Here is a 23,431-nt window from a genome sequence, read left to right as displayed (position 1 = left end):
CCGTCAGCACGGTCTCTGAAGAGCAGAGGAATTCCCATGATGGCGCGTTCCATCGCGCTGAGGGAGCGTTTGGGCGGAATGGGTTAGAGTGCGTCGGCGATCTCCGACAGGGCCGCCGGGTCCTCGATCGTCGAGGGGGCGCGGTAGTCGCGACCGGCCGCGATGTCGCGCATGGTGGCGCGCAGGATCTTCCCGGACCGGGTCTTGGGCAGGCGGGCCACGACGACGGCGCGGCGGAAGGCGGCGACCGGGCCGATGCGCTCGCGGACCAGGGCCACCAGCTCGCGCTCGACCTCGGCCGGGTCGCGGTCGGCGCCCGCCTTGAGCACCACGAAGCCGAACGGGAGCTGACCCTTCAGCGCGTCGTCCACGCCGATCACCGCGCACTCGGCCACGTCGGGGTGGGCCGCGATGACCTCCTCCATCGCGCCCGTGGACAGCCGGTGGCCGGCGATGTTGATGACGTCGTCGATGCGTCCCATGACGTACAGGTAGCCGTCGTCGTCAAGGAAGCCGCCGTCGCCGGTCAGGTAGTGGCCGGGGTAACGGGACAGGTACGACTCCGCGAAGCGGGCGTCGTCGCGGTAGAGCGTCGGCAGCGCGCCGGGCGGCAGGGGCAGCCTGATCGCGACCGCGCCCTCCACCCCGGGCGGGCACTCCTTCCCCTCCGGGTCCAGGACGCGTACGTCCCAGCCGGGCACGGCCTTGGTCGGCGAGCCCGGCTTGATCGGCAGCGGCTCGAGGCCGACGCAGTTGGCCGCGATCGGCCAGCCGGTCTCGGTCTGCCACCAGTGGTCGATGACCGGGATCCCGAGGAGGTCGGACGCCCAGTGGTAGGTGTCGGGATCGAGCCGCTCCCCGGCCATGAACAGATACCGCAGACCCGACAAATCCCACTTTTGCGCGAAATTTCCTGATGGGTCGTCTTTTTTGATGGCCCGGAGCGCGGTCGGCGCGGTGAACAGCGTCCGCACCCCGTGTGTGGCCACGACCCGCCAGAACGCGCCCGGATCAGGCGTCCCGACCGGCTTGCCCTCGTACAGCACGGTCGTGCACCCGGCCAGCAGCGGCGCGTAGACGATGTAGGAATGGCCGACGACCCACCCCACGTCGGAGGCCGCCCAGTAGACCTCACCCGGCGCGGCGCCATAGACGTTGGACATGCTCCAGCGCAGCGCGACGGCGTGCCCGCCGTTGTCGCGGACGACGCCCTTGGGCACGCCGGTGGTGCCGGAGGTGTAGAGGATGTAGAGCGGATCGGTGGCCGCCACGCTCACACAGCCGGCGGGCGCCGCGTCCCGTACGGTCTCGGCCCAGTCCAGATCCCGCCCTTCGGCGAGGTCGGCGGGCGACTCGGGCCGCTGGAGGATCACGCAGTGCGCCGGCCGGTGCTCGGCCTGCTCAAGAGCGGCGTCGAGCAGCGGCTTGTACGGCACGATCCGGGTCGGCTCGATCCCGCAGGAGGCGGAGAGCACGACCTTGGACTTGGCGTGGTCGATGCGCACGGCCAGCTCATTGGCGGCGAAGCCGCCGAACACCACCGAGTGCACGGCGCCGAGCCGGGCGCAGGCCAGCATCCCGATCACCGCCTCGGGCACCATCGGCATGTAGATCACCACGGTGTCCCCGGCGACGACGCCGAGATCACGCAGCATCCCGGCGGTCCGGGACACCGCGTCGAGCAGTTCGGCGTAGCTGAAGCTCCGCACGACCCCGGTCACGGGGCTGTCGTAGATCAACGCGGCCTGCTCGCCCCGTCCGCCGGCCACGTGCCGGTCGACGGCGTTGTGGCAGGTGTTCAGGCGCCCGTCGACGAACCAGCGCCCCTTGTCGAACACGATCGTGGGAGCCACATCCCACTCGATGTCCCGGGCGGCCTCTCCCCAGAACGCCTCTGGCTCCACGATGCTCCGCTGGTAGACCGCATCATAAGCACTCATAATCCGATCAGATCAGCGCCTCACCCCCGATGGCAAGCGCAAACGGCAGCCATGGCCAAGAAGACGCGCGTAACGGCGCCCGGCCCCGTGCGGGTTCAGCGGCCGTATTCCTGGAGGCCACCCGCCCCGTGCGGCGGGTGGCGGTGGGTGCGGCTGTGCCGTAACAGATCAGCCGACGTGCACCTGAGGCCGGCGGCCGGGCTCCTCCTCGGCCTGGCGCAGGACCTCACGCGTGAGCGGCGGCACGTCACCCCCGCCGAACAGCAGATATCTCACCAGCGCCAGCACCGGATTGCCCTCCGCCCAGTGGAAGTACACGTGCGGACGGCGGGCGGACGTGTCGCGCAGGTGCAGCAGGATCGCGGCGATCGTGTTGGGCACCGCCGCGCTCGTCGCGGTCAGCACCCCATAGCCGTGCCGCACCTCGCCGCGCACGAGCACTTCGGACTCGAACTCCGACGTGTCGCCGAGCGTGACCTCCAGGAACAGCATCGGCTCGTCGTCGGGCAGGTGATGGTACTGGCGCGTCTCGCTGTCCTTCTCGGCGTACTCGGCCTCGTCGCGGGCGTCGGGCTCGTTGGCGATGATGCGCAGCTCGCCCGGCGGCAGCTCGTCGATGAGCCGCTTGGCCTCCTTGTCGAGCGCCACCCCCGTCACCCGCAGCTCGGTGGAGCGCGTGGCGCGGGAGATGATCGAGGTGACGATGATCGCCACGACGAAGAACACCGCGATCGACAGGCCGTCGGGGCGTTCGATCACGTTTGCGGCGAAGGTGTAGGTGAGGATCAGCGAGATGAGGCCGAACGCCGCCGCCGCGCGCCGCCGCCCGGCGCGCGCGACCGAGATGGTGACGGCGACCGCGGCCGACAGGATCAGCGCGAGCACGCCGGTGGCGTAGGCGCCGCCCTGCGACTCGACGTTCGCGCCGAACAGGATCGTGATGACGAACGAGATCGCGGTGAACACCAGCACCAGCGGGCGTACGGCCCGCGCCCAGTCGGGCGCCATACCGTAGCGGGGCAGGTAGCGCGGCACGATGTTGAGCAGGCCCGTCAGCGCCGAGGCGCCCGCGAACCAGAGGATGGCGATGGTGCTGATGTCGTAGAGGGTGCCGAACCAGTCGCCCAGGTATTCGTGCGCCAGGTACGCCAGGGCGCGCCCGGCCGCGTGGCCGCCCTCCTCGAACTCCTTGTGCGGGATGAGCACGGCCGTGGCGAACCCGCTGAACACCAGGAACACGCTCATGATCAACGCGGCCGTGGTGAGCAGCCGCTTGGCGCCCTTGACGCGCTGCTCCAGGTCTCCCTCGATCTGCGGCATCACCGCGACGCCCGTCTCGAACCCGGACAGGCCGAGCGCCAGCTTCGGCAGCGCGAAAGCGGACAGCGCGATCATCGCGAGCGGGCTGGAGTGCCCCGCGGTGAGCGCGTCCTGCCAGTCGCCCACCAGCTCCGGGCGGGACAGCACCTGGGCGACGGCGGTGCCGACGACGACCAGGTTCAGAGCCAGATAGACGGCCACGAGCGCGATGGCCAGCCCGATGGCCTCGCTGAACCCGCGCAGGAAGATCGCGCCGAGCGCGGCGATGAGCAGCAGCGTGATGGGCACCTGCTGACCGGCGAGCGCGTCAGGGAAGAACGGGTTCTGCAGGATGTGGGCGGTCGCGTCGGAGGCCGACAGCGTGATCGTGAAGATGAACGCCGTCGCCACGAACCCGAGCAGCACCAGCACCAGCAGCTTGCCCCACCAGCTCGGCAGCAGCCGTTCGAGCATGGCGATGGAGCCCATGCCGTTGGGGCTCTCGGCCGCCACCACGCGGTAGGTGGGCAGCGCGCCGAACAGCGTCAGCGCCACCAGCATCAGCGTGGCGATCGGCGACAGCGCGCCCGCGGCCAGCGCGGCGATGCCCGGCTGGTAGCCGAGGGTGGAGAAGTAGTCGACACCTGTGAGGCACATGACCTGCCACCAGGAGTGACGCTTGCCGGGATGTTCGTCGTGCATCCCGGACGTCGGCTGCAGCCCGTGTAGCAGCCAGCTCCGCATGGTCACCGGTCGGCCCTTCTCTCCTGGTCTCTGTCCTCATCGAATTCGGAGACCCTATCCATCGAGGCGGCTCTGGCGCATGCCGGGCCTTGCCGGACTGGAAATTCGGCGGACATTTGGCGATTTGTGCCGGTACCGTGGATCACCGGGGTGGCTCTTTGGGCGTGCTTCCTTCTTCATCTTTCAAATGAGTCCAGCGCGCCCGCTCTCCACCTCTCCAGAGGTCGCGCGGTGCTCCCACGCGACCTCTCTCAATGCGAAGAGTCGCTCCGCGGTCTCTAGGGCATCGGAGGTGCCTCCATGAACGGTCCCGCCGAGATCCTGCTGCGCCGTACGCGGGTGGTCGCGCCCGCGCTGCTGGCCGCCGATCCGCGCATGCCCGAAGCCGTCGGCAAGCTGCCCAAGTCCCTGAACATGACGCGGGCCGATGTGCGGTCCGGGGTGGCGGCGCTGGAGTTCGAGCTGCTACAGCTGGGCTTCCTGGTGTCGGCGGAGCTGTATCGGGCGCTGGCGGCGCTGTCGTCGAAGGAGCTGACGCGCGTCGGGCGGCGGCTGCTGCACGGGCTGCGGGGCGAGCTGGGCGCGGCGGTCTCGCACGTACCCCTTTTCCGGAAATTTCCGGACAGCGTGCCCAGGGACACCGGCGACTTCTACGTGCGGCGGGTGTTCTCGCTGCTGCTGCAGCAGCCGGAGCGGCCGTGCGTCCTGTGCGGGAACGTCGGCACCGTCCACGCCGTGGCGCCCTGCGCGCATCTGGTGTGCCGTTCGTGCTGGGACGGGGCCGACTTCAGCGCCTGCCCCATCTGCCACCGGCGCGTCGACCCGGACGATCCGTTCCTGCTCCCGTCGGAGGAGCGCGCGAGCGTCGACCGCGCCGCTGTCACCGCCACCGGCCTGTTGCGTCTCGCGGACGACCCCACGGCGGCCTGCCGTGAGGTGGCCGTGGACCTGATGACCCGCCGCACTCCGATGCCGCCGCACGACCGCGCCGATCTGGAGGCGCTGCTGGAGGCGTTCTGGCCCGAGTCGGGCGACTGGCTGCCGGAGAGCGTCCCGGTCAAGGAGACGCGCGCCGTCGTGCTCGCCGTCGCGTTGCGCAAGGGCGCCCCCGAGCTGCTGCGCAACCATCTGGAGACGGCCACGGACGTGCTGCGGCTGCTGTACGTGCTGATGGACGCCGACCCCGGGCTGCGGATCCGCCCGCGGCGCCGCGTGTCGCTGCCGCGCGCCGTCCGCCGGACCCTGCTGTCGTGCCTGGACGCCATGCCGTACGCGATCGAGGACCTGTTCCGGTACGGCGAGCAGTGGAAGCGCATGGCCGAGGTGCTGCACCCCCATGAGCACCACGCCCGCTACCCGAACGCCGCGCTGGCCTTCGCCGCCCTGCGCGGCACCCGGCTCGACCCGGAGACGGCGTTCGGGCGGACCCTGCTGGAGCTGGCCGCGCGGCGGCCGGGGGTGGTGCGGGTGCGCGACGGGCGGCTGGTGGCCACGTCGTTCGCGAGCCGTGTGGAGACGGCCCTAGCCGACGGCCGCCACTCCGACGCGGCCGACCTGCTGGCCCACCGGCCCGGCGAGCTGATGCGGCGGCTGTCGCAGCTGCTCCGCCTCTCCCCCGACCTGCTGGAGACCATCGGCCGGGCAGAGGCGGACACACCCGCGTCCGGACCGGCGCCTGCCGGACTGGCGGGCGTGGCGACGTCCACCGGGCTGGCGGGTGTGGCGGCGCGGGTCGCGCCCGGGGTGCTCCTCGCCGCTCTGGGGCAGTTGCGGACGCCGCCCGGCGGGCTGCGGCTGTTCCTGCCGCGCGGCGGCACCGCGCGCTTCCACACCCGGCGCGACGACCGGCCGCAGCTGCCGGACGAGGTCGTGCTGGAGGCCGAGCGGACGCTGGCCGCCGAGCTGCTGCGCCGCACCGCCGCGCTCCCCCCGCTGCGGCGGGTGCTGCTGGATGAGGGCCTGGCCGACCTGATCGCGCCGACGTCCGAGAGGACAGCGGTCAAGGCGCTGGTACAGCTGCCGCGCGGCAGCGTCCAGCCCATCCCCGGCGGCGAGCGGCTCCGGTTCTTCCTCCACTGGGCCGAGCCGAAGGACACCCGGGTGGACCTCGACCTGTCCGTGGCCGTCTTCGACGAGCGCTGGGCGTTCGTCGGGCTGTGCGACTACACGAACCTGCGGCTGGGCACGGCCGTCACCCACTCGGGCGACCTGACGTCGGCGCCCGAGCCGCTGGGCGCGTCGGAGTTCATCGACGTGAACGTGCGGGCCCTGCGCGGCCGCTACCTCGTGCCGGTCGTCTTCAGCTACAACGACGTGCCGTTCGAGGATCTGGTACGCGGGTTCGCCGGGTTCATGGAGCAGCCGGAGGGACTGTTCGACCCGCTGGCCGTCCGGCAGCGCTTCGATCTGACGGGGCAGGCCAAGATCCTGGTGCCGCTGGTGGCCGACCTGTGGACGCGGACGATGCGGTGGGCGGACTTCAACCTGGGCGCCGCCGGTTACGGGCACAGCGTGGACGGTAGCGCCGACGAGCTGAGCCTGCTGGGCGCGGCGCTGGAGCAGGCGTTCACGCACCGGGTGACGCTGTGGGAGGTGGGCTGCTGGCACGCCGCCGCGCGCGCCACCGAGGTCCTGGTCCGAAAGCGCCAGGGCGAGGTGGTCCGCTACGAGCGGCGGCCGGGCGAGGACGTGGCCGCGTTCGCCGACCGGCTGATCGCCGGCGCCGGCGCCCCGGCCGTCGGGCGGCCCGCGTCGTTCGACGGGGTCGAGCTCGCCATGCTCGTCCAGGGCGACCTGCCCCTGCCCAGTGGCTGCGCGGCGTACGCGCTGCACCCGGACGGCCTCGGCGACGTACACCAGCTTGGAGCAGCCGACCTGCTGAGCGGGCTGTCCCCCGACCCCGTGAAAGTGGCCACGTGAGCGAAGACCTGATCCTCTCGGTCGTGGTGGGGTCGCGGGCCTACGGTCTGGACACCGCCGAGTCCGACACCGACCGGCGCGGTGTGTTCGTGGTGCCGACGGAGGCGTTCTGGCGGCTGGACAAGCCGGTGACGCACCGCGACGGGCCGCTGCCCGAGCAGTTCTCGTGGGAGGTCGAGCGCTTCTGCGGGCTCGCCCTCGACGCGAACCCCACGGTCCTGGAGTGCCTGTGGTCTCCCCTCACGGAGGTGCTCACGCCGGAGGGCGGGCGGCTGCGCGACCTGCGTGGGGCGTTCCTGTCGCGGCGGGCGCACGAGTCGTTCACCCGGTACGCCGACGCCCAGTTCCGCCGCCTCGACCCGGCCGCGCCGAAGTGGAAGCAGGCGATGCACCTGATCAGGCTGCTGCTGAGCGGCCGCCACCTGGTACGCCACGGCGAGCCCCTGATCCAGGTCGGCGACCACCGCGACCGGCTGTTGGCGATCAAGCGGGGCGAGGTGGCGTGGGCGGAGATCGCCGCCTGGCGGGCCGAGCTGACCGGCGACCTGGCCGACGCGGCCGGCGTCCTGCCGGCGGCGCCGGACCGGGCGTCCGTCGAGACCTACCTCGTGGCCGTACGGAGGGCCCACCTGTCCCGGGAGCGCGTGTGAACCTGCCTGCCTGGCTGCCGGAGATCCCCGAAGAGCAGCCGTACCCGCTGGTGTTCGCCACGATCAGCGGCGCGCACCTCTACGGTTTCCCCTCGGCCGACTCGGACGTGGACCTGCGGGGCGTACACCTGCTGCCGCTGCGGGAGGTCGTCGGCCTGCGTACCGGACCGGCGACCCTCGACCGGACCTGGACGCGCGACGGCGTCGAGGTGGACCTGGTCACGCACGACCTGGCCAAGTTCTGCGGGCTGCTGCTGAACCGCAACGGCTATGTCCTGGAACAGCTCCTCTCCCCCTTGGTCGTGTCCTCCTCTCCGCTGCACGAGGAGCTGAAGGACCTGGCGCCCGGCTGCCTGACGCGGCACCACGCCCACCACTATCTGGGGTTCGCGCGTACGCAGTGGCGGCTGTTCGAGAAGAACGGGGAGCTCAAGCCGCTGCTCTACACCTTCCGTGTGCTGGCCACCGGCATCCACCTGATGCGCACCGGTGAGCTGGACGCCGACCTGACCCACCTGTTCGCGTACGTACCGACGTACCTGCCCGACCTGGTGGCGGCCAAGCGGGAGGCCGAGCACGGCCGCGCGCCGGGGGTGAGCACGGCGGGTGACGACGTGGCGCGCCTGACCGCCGAGCTGGAGGCGGCCAGGGACTCCTCACCGCTGCCGGAGGCCGCAACGGTCCGGGACGCCATGCACGACCTCGTGGTCCGGGCGCGCCTCGCCACCGTGTTCACGTGATCAGGCGGCGCCGCCGGATCATGCGTTCAGGGGGTCAGACGGCGCCGACAGGACGAGTCTGACGGCGAAGTTGTGGTAACCGGACCGCTCGAAGGCCCTGGCCATCGGGACGTTCACGGCGTCGGTGTCGGCGACGATCCGCTCGGCGCCCCGCTCGGCGTGCAGCCGGGTGATCTCGCCGAGCAGGTCGTCGGCGTAGCCGTGGCCGCGGTGCTCGGGCACCACGCCGAGGTAGCCGACCACGGGCCCGCCCGCGTTGGCCGACGGCAGCGCCACGCCGACGAGGTCGCCGTCCGGCGTGTACGCCAGGCGCCACCAGCCCCTGTCGCCCGGCATGCTCCGGTAGTCCTCGACGTCCTCGCGGGCCTGCGCCTCGGGGTCGGTAGTGGCCAGGGCCTGCCGGGTGTGGTGGTCGAGCGTCCCGACGGCCACGCGGCTGAACGCCTCGACGAACACCTCGTCGTCGTCCTCCGCCCGGAACACCAGCCGGTCCGACGCCTCCGGCACCGGCGTGCCCCGCGTCCACTCGTACCTGAGCCGTTCGAGCTCGTCGGTCAGCCCGGCCAGGGCCCCGGCCCGCCACCGCCAGTCGATGGCGGCCGTGACCTCCGGGTCGTCCCGCCAGCCGTTCGCGACGAACACGTGATAGGCGGGCGCGTCGCCGTACCCCTTATGGGCGTGTCGCAGCAGCTCGGCGGCCAGTTCCACGCGGTCGGGCACCGACGGGTGGACCCAGAGGCAGTCGAGCGCGAGCGGGCTGTCGCCGTCGGGCAACCCCCACCAGACGGCGCGGGCGATGATGCGGCCGTCCTGTTCCGCGACCCACATGCGGTCGTGGCGGTAGTGGCCGGTCTCGAGAAAGGAGCGCAGCCGGTCGGGGTCGGCCCAGCTGATGGGCTCGTCGACGGCGCAGTCGAGCAGCCGGTCGAGGTCAGCCTCGACCGTGGAGCGGAAAAGCGTTGTGCCAGAAAGCACGATTCCTCCGGAAGGTTACAACAGCGGACGCGGGGAGCGCCCGGACAACACGGACCATCTCGACGTCTCCCTTCTTCCGGACTTTTCACGGTCAGCGGGGACTTTATCGCAAATGTAAGGCGAGTTCCGACAGGATAAGGACGTGGGCTCCTACGACGACGACACGCTTCCGCTCCAGCCTCCCGTCCGGCTGCCGGCCGACGACGAGCTGGTGGCGGCCGTACGCGAGACTCCTCTGGCGACCGGCGACGCCGACGCTTCCGCACATCCGGCGTTCGCGCCGGACGCGGTCGAGGCGCTGCGTGACGGCTCCGACGACAAGGTGCTCCAGGTGTGGGCGGACGTCTGCCGCCGCACGCTGAGCACCGACGAGACGCTGTTCATGGAGGTGGTACGCCTATATCTGGGCCGCGGCCCGCTGACCGACGAGGTGCCCGCCGTCCTGACGGACCTGGGCCTGGTACGCCAGGCGCCGCCGCGCACCCTGACCCCGCTCGGCATCTGGGCGGCCGGGCTGGTGATCGGCGAGGCGACCGGGCAGGACATCCCGGTCATGGGCTCGCTGGCCGGCCGGGACGCCGGCGCGCTGCTGTACGGCCTGCGCTCCTACCCGGAGCCGGAGCGCGACGAGGAGCTCGCCGGCTGGCTGGCCGGCCGGGATCAGGGCGAGGCGGCGGCCGAGATCGCGGCCGCCCTCGGCGAGGTGAGCCCGCTGAGCCGGGCCGTCGGCGTGGAACTGCTCGCCACAGGGCTGGGCGACGCGGGCACGGAGGCGCTCGACGGGCTGCTCGGCGCGCCGAGGATGGGCGCCGTCGTGGCCGCCCGGCTGGGCCGCGAGGAACGGCCGCCGACGCCCGAGGAGATCGCGTGGGCGTTCGTGGACATGGCGGCGGCGCTGCTGGAGTTCGGCGGGGAGGCGGCCGAGGTCATCAAGTCGGTCTCCCAGGGCATGGAGAAGGACGAGCAGGCGGGCACGATCGCCCTCCTGGCCCTCGGCGACCATCCCTGGACCGAACGGGTGCTACAGGTGTTCATCGACCACCATCCGGACGAGCGGGTGGTGGCGGCGGCCCGCAAGGCGCTGCGCCGGCACGGCCTGATGGACGCCCGCGGGTAGAGTCTCCCGAGATGACGAACCACACGATCAGCCCGCGGACCGGCGTTCTCGGCGCGTACTCCTGCGACTGCGAGGCGGACCTGCCCGACCTCATGTCCGCCGAGTTGCACGCCTCCGAGACCAACCAGTGCACCGTCTGCCTCGGCTCGGCGGAGCAGCCGGTGCTGCCCGGCCTGGCGCCCGGCATCTCGCGTGGCCTGATGCGCCCCTGCACGGCCTGCGCGGCCACGGGCCGGCGCAGGGAGCAGATCGTCTGGGAGCTGGCCCACGCCGAGGCCGAACAGGTGATCACCATGAGCCTGGTGCGGGGTGTGGTGGCGGAGTTCGGCGGGCCGTTCCACCTGTCGGAGGTCGCGGACGCGGTCCGATCGGGCCTCGGACTCCCGCCCGGCCGCCTGCCGGTGGGGCCACGGGTCCGCGACCTGCTGCTGCGGCTGCAGGCGGCGGGCGAGATCACCATGCTGTCGGCTCCTGACGAGCTGCTGGACGGCGCCGACGTGGTCCTCTACCGCGACCCGCAGTGGGCCCGCACCTCCGGCCTTTAGTGACGCCCCCGGGTTTGGTCCGCTCCCTGTGACGGTCCGTTGTGGCTGGTGTCCCTTGGGAGGGATACCCCCTTCGGGGAGAAGAGGCAGGCGGTCCGTCGTGGCACAGGTCCCTAAGGACGGATACCCCCTTCGGCGGAGAAGAGGCAGGCGGTCCGTCGAGGCGAGAACGGGCTAGCGCGCGATGCGGCAGAGGATTTCGCCGTGGGTGATCGAGATCCAGCCGTCGTCGGCCGCGGCCCACTTCAGCCAGCCCTCGGAGATGCGCCGTAGGTCCTCCTCCGTGGCGGCGCCCGTGGCGAGTGCCTGCTCGGCCATGGCGGACTGCTTGATCCGGTCGGCCCACATCCCGCCCCACCAGGCCCGGTCCTCCGGCGTGGCGAAGCACCAGGTGGACGAGGTGGCGGTGACGTCGTCGAAGCCCGCGGCCCTGGCCCACGACAGCAGGCGCCGCCCGGCGTCCGGCTCGCCGCCGTTGCTCCGCGCCAGCCGCTGATAGAGCGCCAGCCACTCGTCGAGCTCCGGCAGCAGCGGGTACCAGGCGAACGCGGCGTAGTCGCTGTCACGCGCCGCCACCAGGCCGCCCGGCTTCGTCACCCGCCGCATCTCCCGCAGCGCCCGTACGGGATCGCCGACGTGCTGCAGCACCTGGTGGGCGTGGACGACGCAGAACGTGGCGTCGGGATAGTCGAGCGCGTGCACGTCGGCGACGGCGAACTCGACGTTGCTCACGGCTCCCACTCCGGCCCTGGTCAGCTCCAGCGTCTCCGTGCTCACCTCGGACGCCGTCACGTGCGCCACCCGGCCGGCCAGGTCGGCCGTGATGGTGCCGGGCCCGGCGCCCACGTCCAGCAGCTTCATCTGGGGCTTGAGGTGGGGCAACAGGTACGCGGCCGAGTTCTCGGCGGTGCGCCAGCGGTGGGAGCGCAGCACGGACTCGTGGTGGCCATGGGTGTAGACGGCGTCCATCGAAACTCCTTCGTCTCGCCTCGGTAGGACGACCATAGCCTCTATCTCACAATTCAAGAACATATGTCTCACTATATGAGCATCATTGAGTGCTGATCATCTCCTGGTCGCTCGTAGACTTTGTGGCGACACATCCGCATGTGGAAAGGGCACTGGTCGTGGGAGAGGTCCGGCCGATCGTTCAGGTGGGAGACCCGGTGCTGCATACGCCCTGCGAACCGGTCACCCGGTTCGACGGAGCGCTGGCGGCGCTGGTGGAGGACATGTTCGCGAGCATGTACGCGGCGGAGGGCGTGGGCCTGGCCGCCAACCAGATCGGCGTGGCGTTGCGGGTGTTCGTCTACGACTGCCCCGATGAGAACGGCGACCGGCACAAGGGCGTCGTGGTCAACCCGTCGCTCGAGCTGCCCGGACTCGGCGAGCGGCACCTCGACGCGGGCGAGGAGGGCTGCCTGTCGGTCCTGGGCCAGTACGCCCCGCTCCCCCGCCCCGACCACGCCACCGTGCACGGCTTCGACGCCGAGGGCGCGCCGGTCACCGTCGAGGGCACCGGCATGCTGTCGCGCTGCCTGCAGCACGAGACGGACCACCTCGACGGCTACCTCTACATCGACCGCCTCCCGGCCAAGCGCCGCAAGCAGGTGCTGGCGGCGTACGAGGAGTCCCGCGCCGTGAGGTAACCGCGGAAAGTGGACTGTCCACGGAAAGTGGGCTGAAGCCGTAATGGACTACGGTGGCGATGTGATCACGGTGGAGGACGTGCGGCGGCTGGCGATCACGCTCCCACGCTCGTCGGAGCATCTCATCAGAGACCGGATCAAGTTCCGCGTCGGCTCGATCGTCTATGTCGCCTTCTCCCGCGACGAGACCCTCATGGGCTTCGGCTTCCCCAAGGAGGAGCGGGCCGCCCTGGTGGCGGCCGAGCCGGACAAGTTCCTGCTGCCCGGCGAGTCCGACATGCGGTTCAACTGGGTCGTCGCGCGGCTGGCCGCCATCGACGCCGACGAGATGCGGGAGCTGGTCGTCGAGGCGTGGCGGCTGGCGGTCCCGAAGAAGGTCTACGCCGCCTACATCAGCTCAGCCGGTCAACACCCAACGCGCTGATCAGCAGGCGCTCCTTGCGGTGCGCCGCGAGCGGCACGACCGGCGCCAGAGGTCGGCGCCGGAAAGCCGCTCGGCCAGCACGTCGAGGATCTCGGGACCGCCCGCTTTCCTGAGCGCCCGCAAAGCCGTTGATTCATCACCCATCACCCAAGCATGATCGTGATCATGAGTGAGCGCGACTGGATTACCTGGCACGACCACTACGACACGCCCGGCTCCTCCCTGAGCCGGCGGCTGGCCGTGGTACGCGAACGCGTCCGGCTCGCCCTTGACGCCGGCGCCGAACGGGTGGTGAGCCTGTGCGCCGGACAGGGCCGCGACCTGCTGCCCATACTCGCCGCCCACCCCCGCCGGGACCGCGTACGCGCCAGGCTGGTGGAGCTCGACGAGCACAACGCCCGGATCGCCGAGCGTGACGCGCCGGACGGCGTCGAGGTGGTGTGCGGCGACGCCGCGCTGACCGACGCCTACGCGGGCGCTGTGCCCGCCGACCTGGTCCTCGCCTGCGGGATCTTCGGCAACATCAGTGACGCCGACATCCGGCGCACGGTCGCCACACTCCCCCGCCTCTGCGCGCCCGGCGCGACCGTGATCTGGACCAGAGGCCGCCACGAACCCGACCTGCTGACGACGATCTGCGGCTGGTTCGAGCAGGATGAGTTCGAGCGGATCCACCTGGACAGCGACGGCCGCTACGGCGTCGGCGTGCACCGCTACACCGGCCCGCCCAGACAGCTGGAGCCGGGTGTCCGGATGTTCACCTTTCTTTAGGACACGCTCCGGTAGAGGCCCTGGGTCAGCCCGGTGATGCGCTTGACCGAGGAGCTCCAGGTGCCGCCCACGGGGTGCGCCGTTAGCAGCGCCATGATGAACCGGTCGTCCTTGCCCAGCAGGCCGGTGGTGTGCAGCACCGGACGGCCGTAGTCGGGCACGCCGGACCCGGTGGCCCGTGACGCGACCCCGCTGATCGACAGGTCGGCCCCCGGCGCCCGCAGCGGGACCGGGCTCACCGAGGCGCCGGTGCCGCACTTGGTGGGCGCGACGTCGCCGAACCCCGACCAGCCCTGCTTGACCGCCCACGGCTTGGGCACCGCGCGCGGGATGCCGAAGTACTGGTCGAAGCCGTCGGTGCCGCACGGCGTGGAGTTGCGCAGGTGCCCCAGGATCGTCTCCCGCACCCCGGGCGCCGCCGTGTCGAGCAGGTAGCGGTACGTCCGCACGATGTCGTACGCGCTCAGCGACGTGTAACCCCAGAACCCGGGCTTGGACGCGGGCGGCGGCGTGGTGTCGGACAGCCCGAGTTTGCGTGCCATCCGCTGGATGATCGCGCCCTTGCCGCCGCGGTTCCAGAACGTGGTGGCCGCGCCGTCGTCGCTGGAGCGCAGCATGATCTTGAGCAGCCGGGCGTCGGCGGCGGGGACGGTCTTGCGCTTGTCCAGGTAGTCGAGCGCGATCAGGATCTTGACGACCGAGGCCGAGCGGAACTTGCGGTGCGCGTTGCGGGTGGCGACGAACTTGCCCGCCTTCCTGTCGAACACCAGCCACGACGCCGTCGTACCGGCCGGCACCGTCGGAGGCTTGACGCCATCGGTGGACGCGGCCGCCGGCGGCCCGGCGACGCATGCCACGGCGAGAGGTAAGGCTGCCGCGACGGCGGCCCAGGGCTTGGTTCGCATCCGACATACCTACCAGAGTCTTGACCCACCAACAGAATCGGGTATAAACACAGATGAAACCACACTGAAACGGCGGTGAATCAACATCATGTACGCCGAGGAGCGGCAGCAGGAGATCCTTCGCAGGGCCCGCGCCGCGGGCCGTGTCGACGTGGTGTCGCTGGCCGGCGAGCTCGACGTGACCACCGAGACGATCCGCCGCGACCTGACCGCGCTGGAGCGGGCGGGCGTGCTGCGCAGGGTGCACGGCGGCGCGATTCCCGTGGAGCGGATGGGGTTCGAGCCCGCCCTCGCCACCCGCGACGAGGTGATGACCGCGGAGAAGGAGCGCATCGCCAAGGCCGCCCTGGCCGAGCTGCCGGAGGACGGCTCGGTCATCATCGACGCCGGCAGCACCACCGGCCGCCTGGTGCAGATCCTGCCCGCCGACCGGGAGCTCACGGTCGTGGTCAACTCACCGCCGCTGGCCACCGCGCTGGCCGCCCGCGCCAACATCAGCGTCATCGTGCTCGGCGGCCGGCTGCGCGGCCGGACGCTGGCCACCGTGGACGACTGGGCGCTGCGGCCGCTGTCCCAGCTGCACGTGGACGTGGCGTTCATGGCGACGAACGGCTGCTCGGTCGCCAAGGGCCTGACCACGCCCGATCCGGCGGAGGCGGCGATCAAACGGGCGATGGTGTCGGCCGCGGAGCGCAGCGTGCTGCTGGCCGATCACACCAAGTTCACCAACACCTACCTCGCGAGCTTCGCCGAGCTGAGCGAGATCGACGTGGTGATCACCGACGCGGGTCTCGACCTGGCGCTGGCCGCCGACCTGTCCGCCGCGGGCCCGGAGGTGGTCCGGGCATGACCCGTTACGGAGACCTCGGCGGCGGTTCGGGCGTGACCTCCTACGGAGACCTCGGCGGAGGGTGGCGGCCATGATCCTCACGCTGACGCTCAACCCCAGCCTGGACCGCACGATCGAGATCGGCTCGCTCGACCGGGGCGCCGTCATCCGGGCCGCCGCCGCCCGCCTGGACCCCGGCGGCAAGGGCGTGAACGTCTCGCGCGCGCTGCTCGCCAACGCGGTCGCCTCGCGCGCGGTGGTCCCGTTCGGCGGCGACGAGGGCAGGCAGCTCGTCCGCCTGCTCACCCTCGAAGGGCTCGACATGGTGACGGTCCCGGTGACCGGCACGACCCGGTCGAACGTCACCCTGGCCGAGCCCGACGGCACCATCACCAAGATCAACGAGCCCGGCACCGCCCTGTCCCCCGGCGAGCTGGACACGATCGCCGACACCGTACTGGCCGCCGCGCACGAGGCCGACTGGGTGGTGGCCTCGGGCAGCCTGCCGCCGGAGGTGCCCGCCGACGTCTACGCCAGGCTCTGCCGCCGCTTCGCCGGCGCGGGCATCCACGTCGCCGTCGACACCAGCGGCCCGGCGCTGGCCAACGCGCTGGCCGCCGGCCCCGCCCTGGTCAAGCCGAACCTGGAGGAGCTCGCCGCCGCCACCGGCATGCCGATCCGCTGCCTCGGCGACGTGGTGGAGGCCGCGGGCAAGCTGCGGGCGGCGGGCGCGCGTACCGTCCTGGCCAGCCTCGGCGCCGACGGCGCGGTTCTCGTCGAGGACAGCGGCATCTGGTACGGCCACGCCACGGTGACCGAGCCGCGCAGCTCGGTCGGAGCCGGGGACGCCATGCTGGCGGGCTTCCTCGCCGGCGGCGGGCACGGCGAGCGGGCGCTGGTCGAGGCGCTGGCCTGGGGCGCGGCGGCGGTGTGCCTGCCGGGCAGCCGAATGCCCGCACCGGCCGACATCCGCAGCGACGGCGTCCGCACCGGCCCGCCCCTCCTGACCCGCCCGCTGGAATCCCCCGCCGACCCCACCTGACCCGCCTCCTGGAAGCCCTCGCCGACCCGACTTCGACATACCAGGCACCTGCTCATCCCCCCGAAGGAGCACGTCCAATGGCCGAAACCTACACACCCGCGGTCTATGGGACCGGAGCCAAGGCCACCATCCAGCGCATCGGCGGCCACCTGGCCGGCATGATCATGCCGAACATCGGCGCGTTCATCGCCTGGGGGTTGATCACCGCGCTGTTCATCCCCACCGGCTGGCTGCCGAACGCGGCGCTGGGCGCGATGGTCGACCCGATCATCAAGACGCTGCTGCCCATCCTCATCGCCTACACCGGCGGCCGGATGGTCCACGGGCAACGCGGCGCGGTGGTGGGCGCGGTCGCGGTGATGGGCGTCATCGTGGGGTCGGACATCCCGATGTTCCTGGGCGCCATGATCATCGGCCCCCTCACCGCCCTGATCCTGAAATATGTGGACAAGTTCACAGAGGACCGGACCAAGTCCGGCTTCGAGATGCTCGTCGACAACTTCACCGCGGGCATCGTCGGCGCCGCCATGGCCATCGTGGGGATGTTGGCCATCGGGCCGGTCGTCCGCGTCGTGACCACGGCCGCCGGCAACGCGGTCGAGTGGCTCATCGTCAACAACCTGCTGCCCCTCGCCTCGGTCCTCATCGAGCCCGCCAAGGTGCTGTTCCTCAACAACGCCGTCAACCACGGCGTCCTCGGGCCGCTCGGCGTCGCCGAGTCAGTCAAGCACGGCAAGTCGATCCTGTTCATGCTGGAGTCGAACCCGGGCCCCGGGCTCGGCCTGCTCATCGCGTTCCTGCTGTTCGGCCCGCGCCCGCTGCGCCCGAGCACGCCCGCCGCGATGATCATCCACTTCTTCGGCGGGATCCACGAGATCTACTTCCCGTACGTCCTGATGAAGCCCCGCCTCATCCTCGGGGTCATCGCGGGCGGCGCGGCCGGCGTGTTCACCTTCATGATCACCGGCGCCGGGCTGGTGGCCACTCCTTCGCCGGGCAGCATCTTCGCCTACCTGGCGGTGACGCCGAAGGGCGGCTGGCTGGGCGTGATCGCCGGCATCCTCGTGGCCACCGCCGTATCGTTCGCGGTCTCCTCGCTCCTGCTCGGCTTCGGCCGCGGCGAGAAGGAGGAGCCGCCGGAGGACACCCCGCAGACCGCCGCCGACGTTCCCGAGCCGGCCGTCGAGGCCCCCGAACCCCCGGCCGACCGCGTCGAGGAGAGCGGCCAGAACGACCGCGAGACCCAGGCCCAGCCCGTCGCCAAGGAGGCGTGAACCATGGCCAGCATCGACAGCAAGGACGTTCACAAGATCATCGTGGCCTGCGACGCGGGCATGGGCAGCAGCGTCATGCTCGCCAGCCAGCTGCGCAAGCAGCTCAAGGACACCGGCGTCACCGTGGAGCACACGCCGGTCAACGAGATCCCGGCCGACGCCGACGTGGTGGTCTGCCACTCCGGGCTCGCCGCCCGGGCCAGGGTCTCGGCGCCGGGCAAGGTGCTGGTGTCCTTCCAGATCTTCCTCGGCGACCCGGCCGTGACCAGGCTGGTCGCCACCATCAAGAACGGCGGCACGGTCGATGCGTGACGACCTGCTCGATCCGCGCGCCGTACTCCTGCACGAGAGCGCGGCCGATCGGGACGAGGCGATCAGGCGGTGCGGGCGCGCCCTGGTGGAGGTGGGCGCGGTCGCCGAGCCGTACATCGACGCCATGCTCGAACGCGAACAGACGATCTCCACCTACGTCGGCGAGGGCGTGGCCATCCCGCACGGCACCGCGGCCGCCAAGGAGGTCGTCCGGCACGACGCGATCTGCGTCGTACGCTTCCCGGACGGCGTCGACTGGGGCGGCGAGCCCGTCACCCTCTGCGTCGGCATCGCCGCGAAGAACGACGGGCACGTACAACTGCTGGCGGCACTCGCCGACATCCTGCTCGACCCCGAACGCGCCCGGGCACTCCGTGAGGCGACGGAGGTCGGCCAAGTCATGAAGGAGCTCAGATCGTGAAGGTGGCCCGTTTCCACGCCCCGGGGGACATCCGCGTGGAGGACGCGCCGGAGCCGGTCGCCGGTCCCGGCGAGCTGAAGATCCGGGTACGCAACTGCTCGACCTGCGGCACCGACGCCAAGATCTTCAAGCACGGCCACCACCACATCCGCCCGCCCCGGGTGATGGGCCACGAGATCGCCGGCGAGGTGGTCGGCACGGGCGAACGCGTGCAGGTGATCGCGGCCATCCCGTGCGGGACCTGCGAGGAGTGCCGGCGCGGCCGCCTCACCGTCTGCCCGAACCAGGAGTCGATGGGGTACCACTACGACGGCGGTTTCGCCGAGTACATGGTGATTCCGGCGAAGGTGCGGGCCGTGGACGGCGTCAACGTCATCCCGTCCGGCGTCGGTTTCGCCGAGGCGTCGGTGGCCGAGCCGCTGGCCTGCGTGCTGAACGGCCAGTCGCTGGCGCGGGTCGGCCCGGGCGACGACGTGGTCGTCATGGGCGCGGGCCCGATCGGCTGCCTGCACGTGCGGCTGGCCCGCGCGCGCGGCGCCGCGCGGGTGTTCCTGGTCGACGTGAACGCCGACCGGCTGGCTATGGCGGCCGAGCTGGTACGCCCCGACGCGGTCGTCGACACCGACGCGGTGGACCAGGTGCTCAAGCTGACCGGTGGCCGCGGCGCCGACGTGGTGATCACGGCGGCGGCCTCCGGCGCGGCCCAGGAGCAGGCGCTGCGCATGGCGGCCAGGCAGGCCAGGATCAGCTTCTTCGGCGGCCTGCCCAAGGACGCCCCGATCATCGCCCTGGACTCCAACCTGGTGCACTACCGCGAGCTGACCATCGTCGGCGCGAACGGCTCCAGCCCGGCGCACAACGCCGAGGCCCTCGGGCTGATCGCCGAAGGTCTGGTGCCGGTGGCGGACCTGATCACCCACCGGCTGCCGCTGTCCCAGGTGCTCGACGGGATCGACCTCGTCAGCCGGGGCGCGGCCATCAAGGTCACGATCGAGCCCTGAGGGGGTTGTGATGGCACAACGTACGGTGACGGTGGCATCGGCGAGCGGCCTGCACGCGCGGCCCGCGAAGCTGTTCGTCCAGGAGGCGGTGCGGCTGGGGGTTCCGGTGCGGATCCGGGTGGGCGAGAGGTCGGTGCCCGCGAACAGCATGCTGGGCGTGCTGTCGCTCGGCGCCACCCAGGGCACCGAGGTGACGCTGGAGTCGGACGCGCCGGGCGCGGACGCCGCGCTGGACACGCTGGTGGCACTGCTCGCCCAGGACCTGGACGCGGAAGGGGCCCTCGATGGCTGACCCCGGCCGACCAGTCGTGCCGGGCGAGGGCCCACCGGACGAGGGCTCGCCGAGGGCAGGGCTCGCGGGTGCGGAGCTGGCGGGGCTGGGGGTCAGTCAGGGGCGGGCCGCGGGGCCGGTGATACGCATGGCGCCGCCGCCCGTACTTCCCAGTCCCCGGCAGGTCGCCGACCCTGCCGCGGAGGCCGCCGCAGTAGTGAAGGCCCTGGAGTCGGTCACCGCCGACCTGCGGCAACGCGCGGCCAACGCCGCGCGGGACACGGGCGGCGGTGACGGCACGGCCTCGGCGGGCGCGGACGACGCGGCGGAGATTCTCGACGCGCTCGCCATGATCGCCGACGACCCGATGCTGCGCGAGGACGCCGAGGCCGCCGTCCGTGACGGCCTGGACGCGCCCCACGCCCTGGACGCCGCCTTCACCCACCACCGCGAGACCCTGGCCGCCCTGGGCGGCTACCTCGCCGAGCGGGCCGCCGACCTGGACGATCTCAAGCATCGCGCCATCGCCGCCTGCCTGGGCCTGCCGATGCCCGGCATCCCGGCCCCCGGCCACCCGTACATCCTGGTGGCCGAGGACCTCTCCCCCGCCGACACGGCGGGCCTGGGCACGGACGTGGTGGCGCTGGTCACCGAGAAGGGCGGCCCGACCAGCCACACCGCGATCCTGGCGCGCGGCCGCGGCCTGCCCGCCGTGGTCGCCTGCGCGGGCATCACCGCCCTGGCCGACGGCACGGTCATCTCGGTCGACGGGAAGACCGGCCAGGTCGGCGTCGGCCTGACGGATGAGGCCGTGGCGGAGGTCCGCAGGAGCGACCGGGAGGAGCGCGAGCGCCTGGCGAACAGCAGCGGCCCCGGCAGGACGGCCGACGGCCACCCGGTCAAGCTGCTGCTCAACATCGGCTCGGCCGCCGACCTCCGGCCGGGCGCGGAGGGGGTCGGACTGTTCAGGACCGAGTTCCTGTTCCTGGATCGCAAGCGGGAGCCGTCGTTCGAGGAGCAGGTGGCCGCCTACGCCGAGGTGTTCGCGCGGGCCGGGACGGTCGTGGTGCGCACGCTCGACGCGGGCACGGACAAGCCGCTGCCGTTCCTCGGCCTGCTCCCGGAGCCGAACCCGGCGCTGGGCATCCGCGGCCTGCGGGTGGACCGGGTGCTCCCGGCCGTACTGGATACGCAGCTCGACGCGATAGCGGAGGCGGCCCGCGCGACGGGCGCCGACGCCTGGGTGATGGCCCCGATGGTCACCACCCCGGCGGAGGCGGCCGGCTTCGCCCGCCGCGCCCGCGCCCGGGGCCTGACCCGGGTCGGCGCGATGGTCGAGGTGCCGGCCGCCGCCCTGCTGGCCGACCGCCTGCTGGCGGAGGTGGACTTCCTGAGCATCGGCACCAACGACCTCAGCCAGTACACCTTCGCGGCCGACCGTCAGCACCCCGGCCTGGCCGACCTCCTGGACCCGTGGCAGCCCGCGCTCCTGAAGCTCATCGCCGCCTGCGCGGACGCCGGTCGCGCCGCCGGCAAGCCGGTCGGCGTCTGCGGCGAGGCCGCCGGCGATCCCCGGCTCGCCCCGGTGCTGGTGGGATTGGGGGTGACGAGCCTGTCCATGGCGGCGGTGTGCGTGCCGTCCGTACGCGAGGAGCTGTCCCAGCACACCCTGGAGGAGTGCCGTGAGCTGGCGGCACTCGCCCGGTGACGGTCAGGGGCGCCGGCGGAGCTTGGCGTCGGACAGCTCCGGGGGCTGCCAGCCCTCGTCGCCCGGGTTGATGGTGACGCCCGGCGCCACGATGGCGTCGATCCTGTCCAGGACGTCGTCGCTGAGCCGTACATCGGGGGCGCTGAGCTGGCCCTCCAGGTGTTCCATCGTGCGCGGCCCGATGATGGCCGAGGTGACCGCCGGGTGCCTGAGCGTGAACGCCAGGGACAGCTCGATCAGCGTGTGCCCGGCCTCCTCGGCCAGGACGGCGAGCTGTTCGACGGCGTCCAGCTTGCGCTGGTTGACCTCCAGCTTCATGTCGTAGCGGTGCGGCAGCCGGCTCGCGCGGCGGCTCTCCGGCAGTTCCTGGTTCTTGCGGTAGCGGCCGCTCAGCCAGCCGCCCGCCAGCGGGCTCCAGACGATGGCGCCCATGCCGTACTTCTGCACGGTGGGCAGCACGTCGGCCTCGATGCCACGGGCGAGCAGGGAGTACGGCGGTTGCTCGCAGACGAAGCGTTCGAGCCCGCGCCGCTCGGCCGCCCACTGGGCCTCGACCACCTGGTGCGCGGGGAAGGTGGAGCTGCCGATGTAGCGGACCTTGCCCTGCCGGACGAGGTCGGTGAGGGCGCCGAGCGTCTCGTCTATGTCGGTGGCGGGGTCGGGGCGGTGGATCTGGTAGAGGTCGATCCAGTCGGTGCCGAGGCGGCGCAGGCTGTTCTCGACGGCCTGGAAGATCCAGCGCCTTGAGTTGCCACCCTCGTTGGGGCCGTCACCCATGGCGCCGTGGCACTTGGTGGCCAGGACGATGTCGTCGCGCTTGCCCGACCTGGCCAGAGCCTTGCCGACGAACTCCTCCGACTGGCCCCGCGAGTAGACGTCGGCGGTGTCGATGAAGTTGATGCCCGAGTCGAGGGCGCGGTCGATGATGTCGGCCGACTTCTCGGCGGACTCCTCACCGAACCCGCCGAACATCATCGCGCCGAGGCAAAGAGGGCTGACCTTGAGACCGGTATGTCCGAGTACCCGATATTCCGTCATGCCCTCACTCTGGCATGACCGCCTCGTCGATCACGCATCCCCGAGCTTCCCGTGGCCGCCCGCGATGAGGGCGTTCATGGCGGCCGTGGTGTCATGGAACCATGACGGAGTTCTCCCACGCACCTACGTTCCCGCACGCACCCACACCGGCGTTCCTGTTCGACCTCGACGGCACCTTGATCGACAGCGTCTACCAGCATGTGATCGCCTGGCGCCAGGCACTGTCCGGACTAGGCATCGACCTGTCGGTGTGGCGCATCCACCGCCGCATCGGGATGAGCGGCGGGCTGTTCGTGAGCGCGCTGCTGCGGGAGACGGGGCTGGAACTGTCGGCGGAGCAGATCGACGAGCTGCAGACGATCCACGGTGACGCCTACACCGAGCAGATCGACTCCGTCCGCCCGCTGCCGGGCGCCGCCGAGTTGCTGAGCGAGCTGACCTCGCGTGGCGTGCCGTGGGCGATCGCGACCAGCGGTTACGCGCGTACGGCCCGGCTGGCGCTGGGCATGCTGGGCCTGCCGGAGGACACTCCGATGGTGACCCGCGACATGGTGCGCCGGGCCAAGCCGGACCCCGACCTGTTCCTTGCGGGTGCGGCGCTGCTGGAGGTGGATGTGCGGCATGCGATGGTGGTAGGAGACAGTGTCTGGGACCTGCTCGCCGCCCGCCGGGCGGGGGCGCTCGGGATCGGGGTGCTGTCCGGCGGATACGGCAGGGACGAACTGGAGCGCGCGGGTGCTTTCCGCGTGTACTCCGATCCGGCTGACATGCTGCATCGGCTCGACGAGCTGGGCGTACGCCAAAGCGACTGAAATATTGGAATATCCAGCCGAACCTCTACCGCTGGATCATGCGTA

The 23,431-nt window shown here is 71.6% G+C and carries 24 protein-coding genes; 17 read left to right on the top strand and 7 right to left on the bottom strand.

Annotated features, from left to right (window positions below; translation table 11 throughout):
• Positions 1-83 precede the first annotated feature (83 nt).
• The gene (locus AB0L53_RS33285; protein ID WP_364002375.1) at positions 84-1,940 is read right to left on the bottom strand and encodes a propionyl-CoA synthetase; all 1,857 of its coding nucleotides are present in this window, start codon (positions 1,938-1,940) and stop codon (positions 84-86) included.
• 168 nt (positions 1,941-2,108) lie between these two features.
• Entirely contained in the window at positions 2,109-3,983 is a 1,875-nt protein-coding gene (locus AB0L53_RS33280; RefSeq protein ID WP_364002762.1) for an amino acid transporter, read from the bottom strand.
• 300 nt (positions 3,984-4,283) lie between these two features.
• On the opposite strand from AB0L53_RS33280, the gene AB0L53_RS33275 reads away from it, so the two are divergent.
• The 3 genes from AB0L53_RS33275 to AB0L53_RS33265 are packed head-to-tail and all read left to right on the top strand — an operon-like array spanning position 4,284 to position 8,292.
• Complete coding sequence (locus AB0L53_RS33275) at positions 4,284-6,902, top strand: MXAN_6230/SCO0854 family RING domain-containing protein (protein WP_364002372.1); 2,619 nt, start codon at positions 4,284-4,286, stop codon at positions 6,900-6,902.
• The gene (locus AB0L53_RS33270) at positions 6,899-7,552 is read left to right on the top strand and encodes a nucleotidyltransferase domain-containing protein (protein ID WP_358542784.1); all 654 of its coding nucleotides are present in this window, start codon (positions 6,899-6,901) and stop codon (positions 7,550-7,552) included. The genes AB0L53_RS33275 and AB0L53_RS33270 overlap by 4 nt, the downstream gene beginning before the upstream one ends.
• Positions 7,549-8,292 (top strand): nucleotidyltransferase domain-containing protein, encoded by a 744-nt coding sequence (locus AB0L53_RS33265; protein ID WP_364002368.1) that lies wholly within the window; start codon positions 7,549-7,551, stop codon positions 8,290-8,292. The genes AB0L53_RS33270 and AB0L53_RS33265 overlap by 4 nt, the downstream gene beginning before the upstream one ends.
• A gap of 18 nt (positions 8,293-8,310) precedes the next feature.
• Here AB0L53_RS33265 and AB0L53_RS33260 read toward each other — a convergent pair whose 3' ends face one another.
• The gene (locus AB0L53_RS33260; RefSeq protein ID WP_364002365.1) at positions 8,311-9,267 is read right to left on the bottom strand and encodes a GNAT family N-acetyltransferase; all 957 of its coding nucleotides are present in this window, start codon (positions 9,265-9,267) and stop codon (positions 8,311-8,313) included.
• Positions 9,268-9,409: 142 nt separating this feature from the next.
• On the opposite strand from AB0L53_RS33260, the gene AB0L53_RS33255 reads away from it, so the two are divergent.
• Together AB0L53_RS33255 and AB0L53_RS33250 are read left to right on the top strand one after the other, a co-directional pair.
• Positions 9,410-10,384, top strand: coding sequence for a hypothetical protein (locus AB0L53_RS33255; RefSeq protein ID WP_364002362.1), 975 nt, complete (start codon positions 9,410-9,412; stop codon positions 10,382-10,384).
• 11 nt (positions 10,385-10,395) lie between these two features.
• Positions 10,396-10,929: a hypothetical protein gene (locus AB0L53_RS33250; protein WP_364002359.1), complete on the top strand. Its 534-nt coding sequence runs from the start codon at positions 10,396-10,398 to the stop codon at positions 10,927-10,929.
• 174 nt (positions 10,930-11,103) lie between these two features.
• Here the strand turns inward: AB0L53_RS33250 and AB0L53_RS33245 are convergent, their stop codons facing one another.
• Positions 11,104-11,898, bottom strand: a complete 795-nt coding sequence (locus tag AB0L53_RS33245; RefSeq protein ID WP_364002356.1) for a methyltransferase domain-containing protein — start codon at positions 11,896-11,898, stop codon at positions 11,104-11,106.
• A 140-nt stretch (positions 11,899-12,038) separates the two neighbouring features.
• Between AB0L53_RS33245 and def the strand changes: the two genes are divergently transcribed.
• Positions 12,039-12,578 (top strand): peptide deformylase, encoded by a 540-nt coding sequence (gene def, locus AB0L53_RS33240; protein WP_358182591.1) that lies wholly within the window; start codon positions 12,039-12,041, stop codon positions 12,576-12,578.
• Positions 12,579-12,639: 61 nt separating this feature from the next.
• The gene (locus AB0L53_RS33235; protein WP_357953198.1) at positions 12,640-13,002 is read left to right on the top strand and encodes an MmcQ/YjbR family DNA-binding protein; all 363 of its coding nucleotides are present in this window, start codon (positions 12,640-12,642) and stop codon (positions 13,000-13,002) included.
• On the opposite strand, the gene AB0L53_RS33230 is transcribed toward AB0L53_RS33235, so the two are convergent.
• Positions 13,003-13,146: a hypothetical protein gene (locus AB0L53_RS33230; RefSeq protein WP_364002352.1), complete on the bottom strand. Its 144-nt coding sequence runs from the start codon at positions 13,144-13,146 to the stop codon at positions 13,003-13,005.
• A 21-nt stretch (positions 13,147-13,167) separates the two neighbouring features.
• Between AB0L53_RS33230 and AB0L53_RS33225 the strand changes: the two genes are divergently transcribed.
• Complete coding sequence (locus tag AB0L53_RS33225; protein WP_364002349.1) at positions 13,168-13,773, top strand: class I SAM-dependent methyltransferase; 606 nt, start codon at positions 13,168-13,170, stop codon at positions 13,771-13,773.
• Here the strand turns inward: AB0L53_RS33225 and AB0L53_RS33220 are convergent.
• Positions 13,770-14,678: a hypothetical protein gene (locus AB0L53_RS33220; protein ID WP_364002346.1), complete on the bottom strand. Its 909-nt coding sequence runs from the start codon at positions 14,676-14,678 to the stop codon at positions 13,770-13,772. The two genes, AB0L53_RS33225 and AB0L53_RS33220, sit on opposite strands and share 4 nt — an antisense overlap.
• Before the next feature lie 88 nt (positions 14,679-14,766).
• Here AB0L53_RS33220 and AB0L53_RS33215 point away from each other — a divergent pair, with 88 nt between their 5' ends.
• The 8 genes from AB0L53_RS33215 to ptsP all read left to right on the top strand — a co-directional run bounded on the left by AB0L53_RS33215 (position 14,767) and on the right by ptsP (position 21,536).
• Positions 14,767-15,528 carry a DeoR/GlpR family DNA-binding transcription regulator gene (locus AB0L53_RS33215; protein WP_358439762.1) on the top strand — a complete coding sequence of 254 codons (762 nt, stop codon included), beginning with the start codon at positions 14,767-14,769 and terminating at the stop codon, positions 15,526-15,528.
• Positions 15,529-15,598: 70 nt separating this feature from the next.
• Positions 15,599-16,549, top strand: coding sequence for a 1-phosphofructokinase (pfkB, locus tag AB0L53_RS33210; RefSeq protein WP_364002344.1), 951 nt, complete (start codon positions 15,599-15,601; stop codon positions 16,547-16,549).
• 77 nt (positions 16,550-16,626) lie between these two features.
• Entirely contained in the window at positions 16,627-17,823 is a 1,197-nt protein-coding gene (locus tag AB0L53_RS33205; protein ID WP_364002341.1) for a PTS mannitol transporter subunit IICB, read from the top strand.
• Between the two features lie 3 nt (positions 17,824-17,826).
• On the top strand, positions 17,827-18,135 hold the full coding sequence (locus tag AB0L53_RS33200; protein WP_364002338.1) for a PTS lactose transporter subunit IIB: 309 nt from the start codon (positions 17,827-17,829) through the stop codon (positions 18,133-18,135).
• Positions 18,128-18,556 carry a PTS sugar transporter subunit IIA gene (locus AB0L53_RS33195; RefSeq protein WP_358542758.1) on the top strand — a complete coding sequence of 143 codons (429 nt, stop codon included), beginning with the start codon at positions 18,128-18,130 and terminating at the stop codon, positions 18,554-18,556. The genes AB0L53_RS33200 and AB0L53_RS33195 overlap by 8 nt, the downstream gene beginning before the upstream one ends.
• Entirely contained in the window at positions 18,553-19,557 is a 1,005-nt protein-coding gene (locus tag AB0L53_RS33190) for a zinc-dependent dehydrogenase (protein WP_364002335.1), read from the top strand. The genes AB0L53_RS33195 and AB0L53_RS33190 overlap by 4 nt, the downstream gene beginning before the upstream one ends.
• A 10-nt stretch (positions 19,558-19,567) precedes the next feature.
• Positions 19,568-19,849: an HPr family phosphocarrier protein gene (locus AB0L53_RS33185; RefSeq protein ID WP_364002332.1), complete on the top strand. Its 282-nt coding sequence runs from the start codon at positions 19,568-19,570 to the stop codon at positions 19,847-19,849.
• Complete coding sequence (gene ptsP / locus AB0L53_RS33180) at positions 19,842-21,536, top strand: phosphoenolpyruvate--protein phosphotransferase (protein ID WP_364002329.1); 1,695 nt, start codon at positions 19,842-19,844, stop codon at positions 21,534-21,536. The genes AB0L53_RS33185 and ptsP overlap by 8 nt, the downstream gene beginning before the upstream one ends.
• Before the next feature lie 3 nt (positions 21,537-21,539).
• Here ptsP and AB0L53_RS33175 read toward each other — a convergent pair whose 3' ends face one another.
• The gene (locus AB0L53_RS33175) at positions 21,540-22,574 is read right to left on the bottom strand and encodes an aldo/keto reductase (RefSeq protein WP_364002326.1); all 1,035 of its coding nucleotides are present in this window, start codon (positions 22,572-22,574) and stop codon (positions 21,540-21,542) included.
• Between the two features lie 101 nt (positions 22,575-22,675).
• Between AB0L53_RS33175 and AB0L53_RS33170 the strand changes: the two genes are divergently transcribed.
• Positions 22,676-23,386, top strand: a complete 711-nt coding sequence (locus AB0L53_RS33170; RefSeq protein WP_364002323.1) for an HAD family hydrolase — start codon at positions 22,676-22,678, stop codon at positions 23,384-23,386.
• Positions 23,387-23,431 lie beyond the last annotated feature (45 nt).

The sequence above is a fragment of the Nonomuraea sp. NPDC052129 genome (assembly GCF_040680095.1).
Taxonomy (GTDB): domain Bacteria; phylum Actinomycetota; class Actinomycetes; order Streptosporangiales; family Streptosporangiaceae; genus Nonomuraea.
Note: the sequence above shows the minus strand (reverse complement) of the source record. Positions and strands in the feature narration are given on the sequence as shown.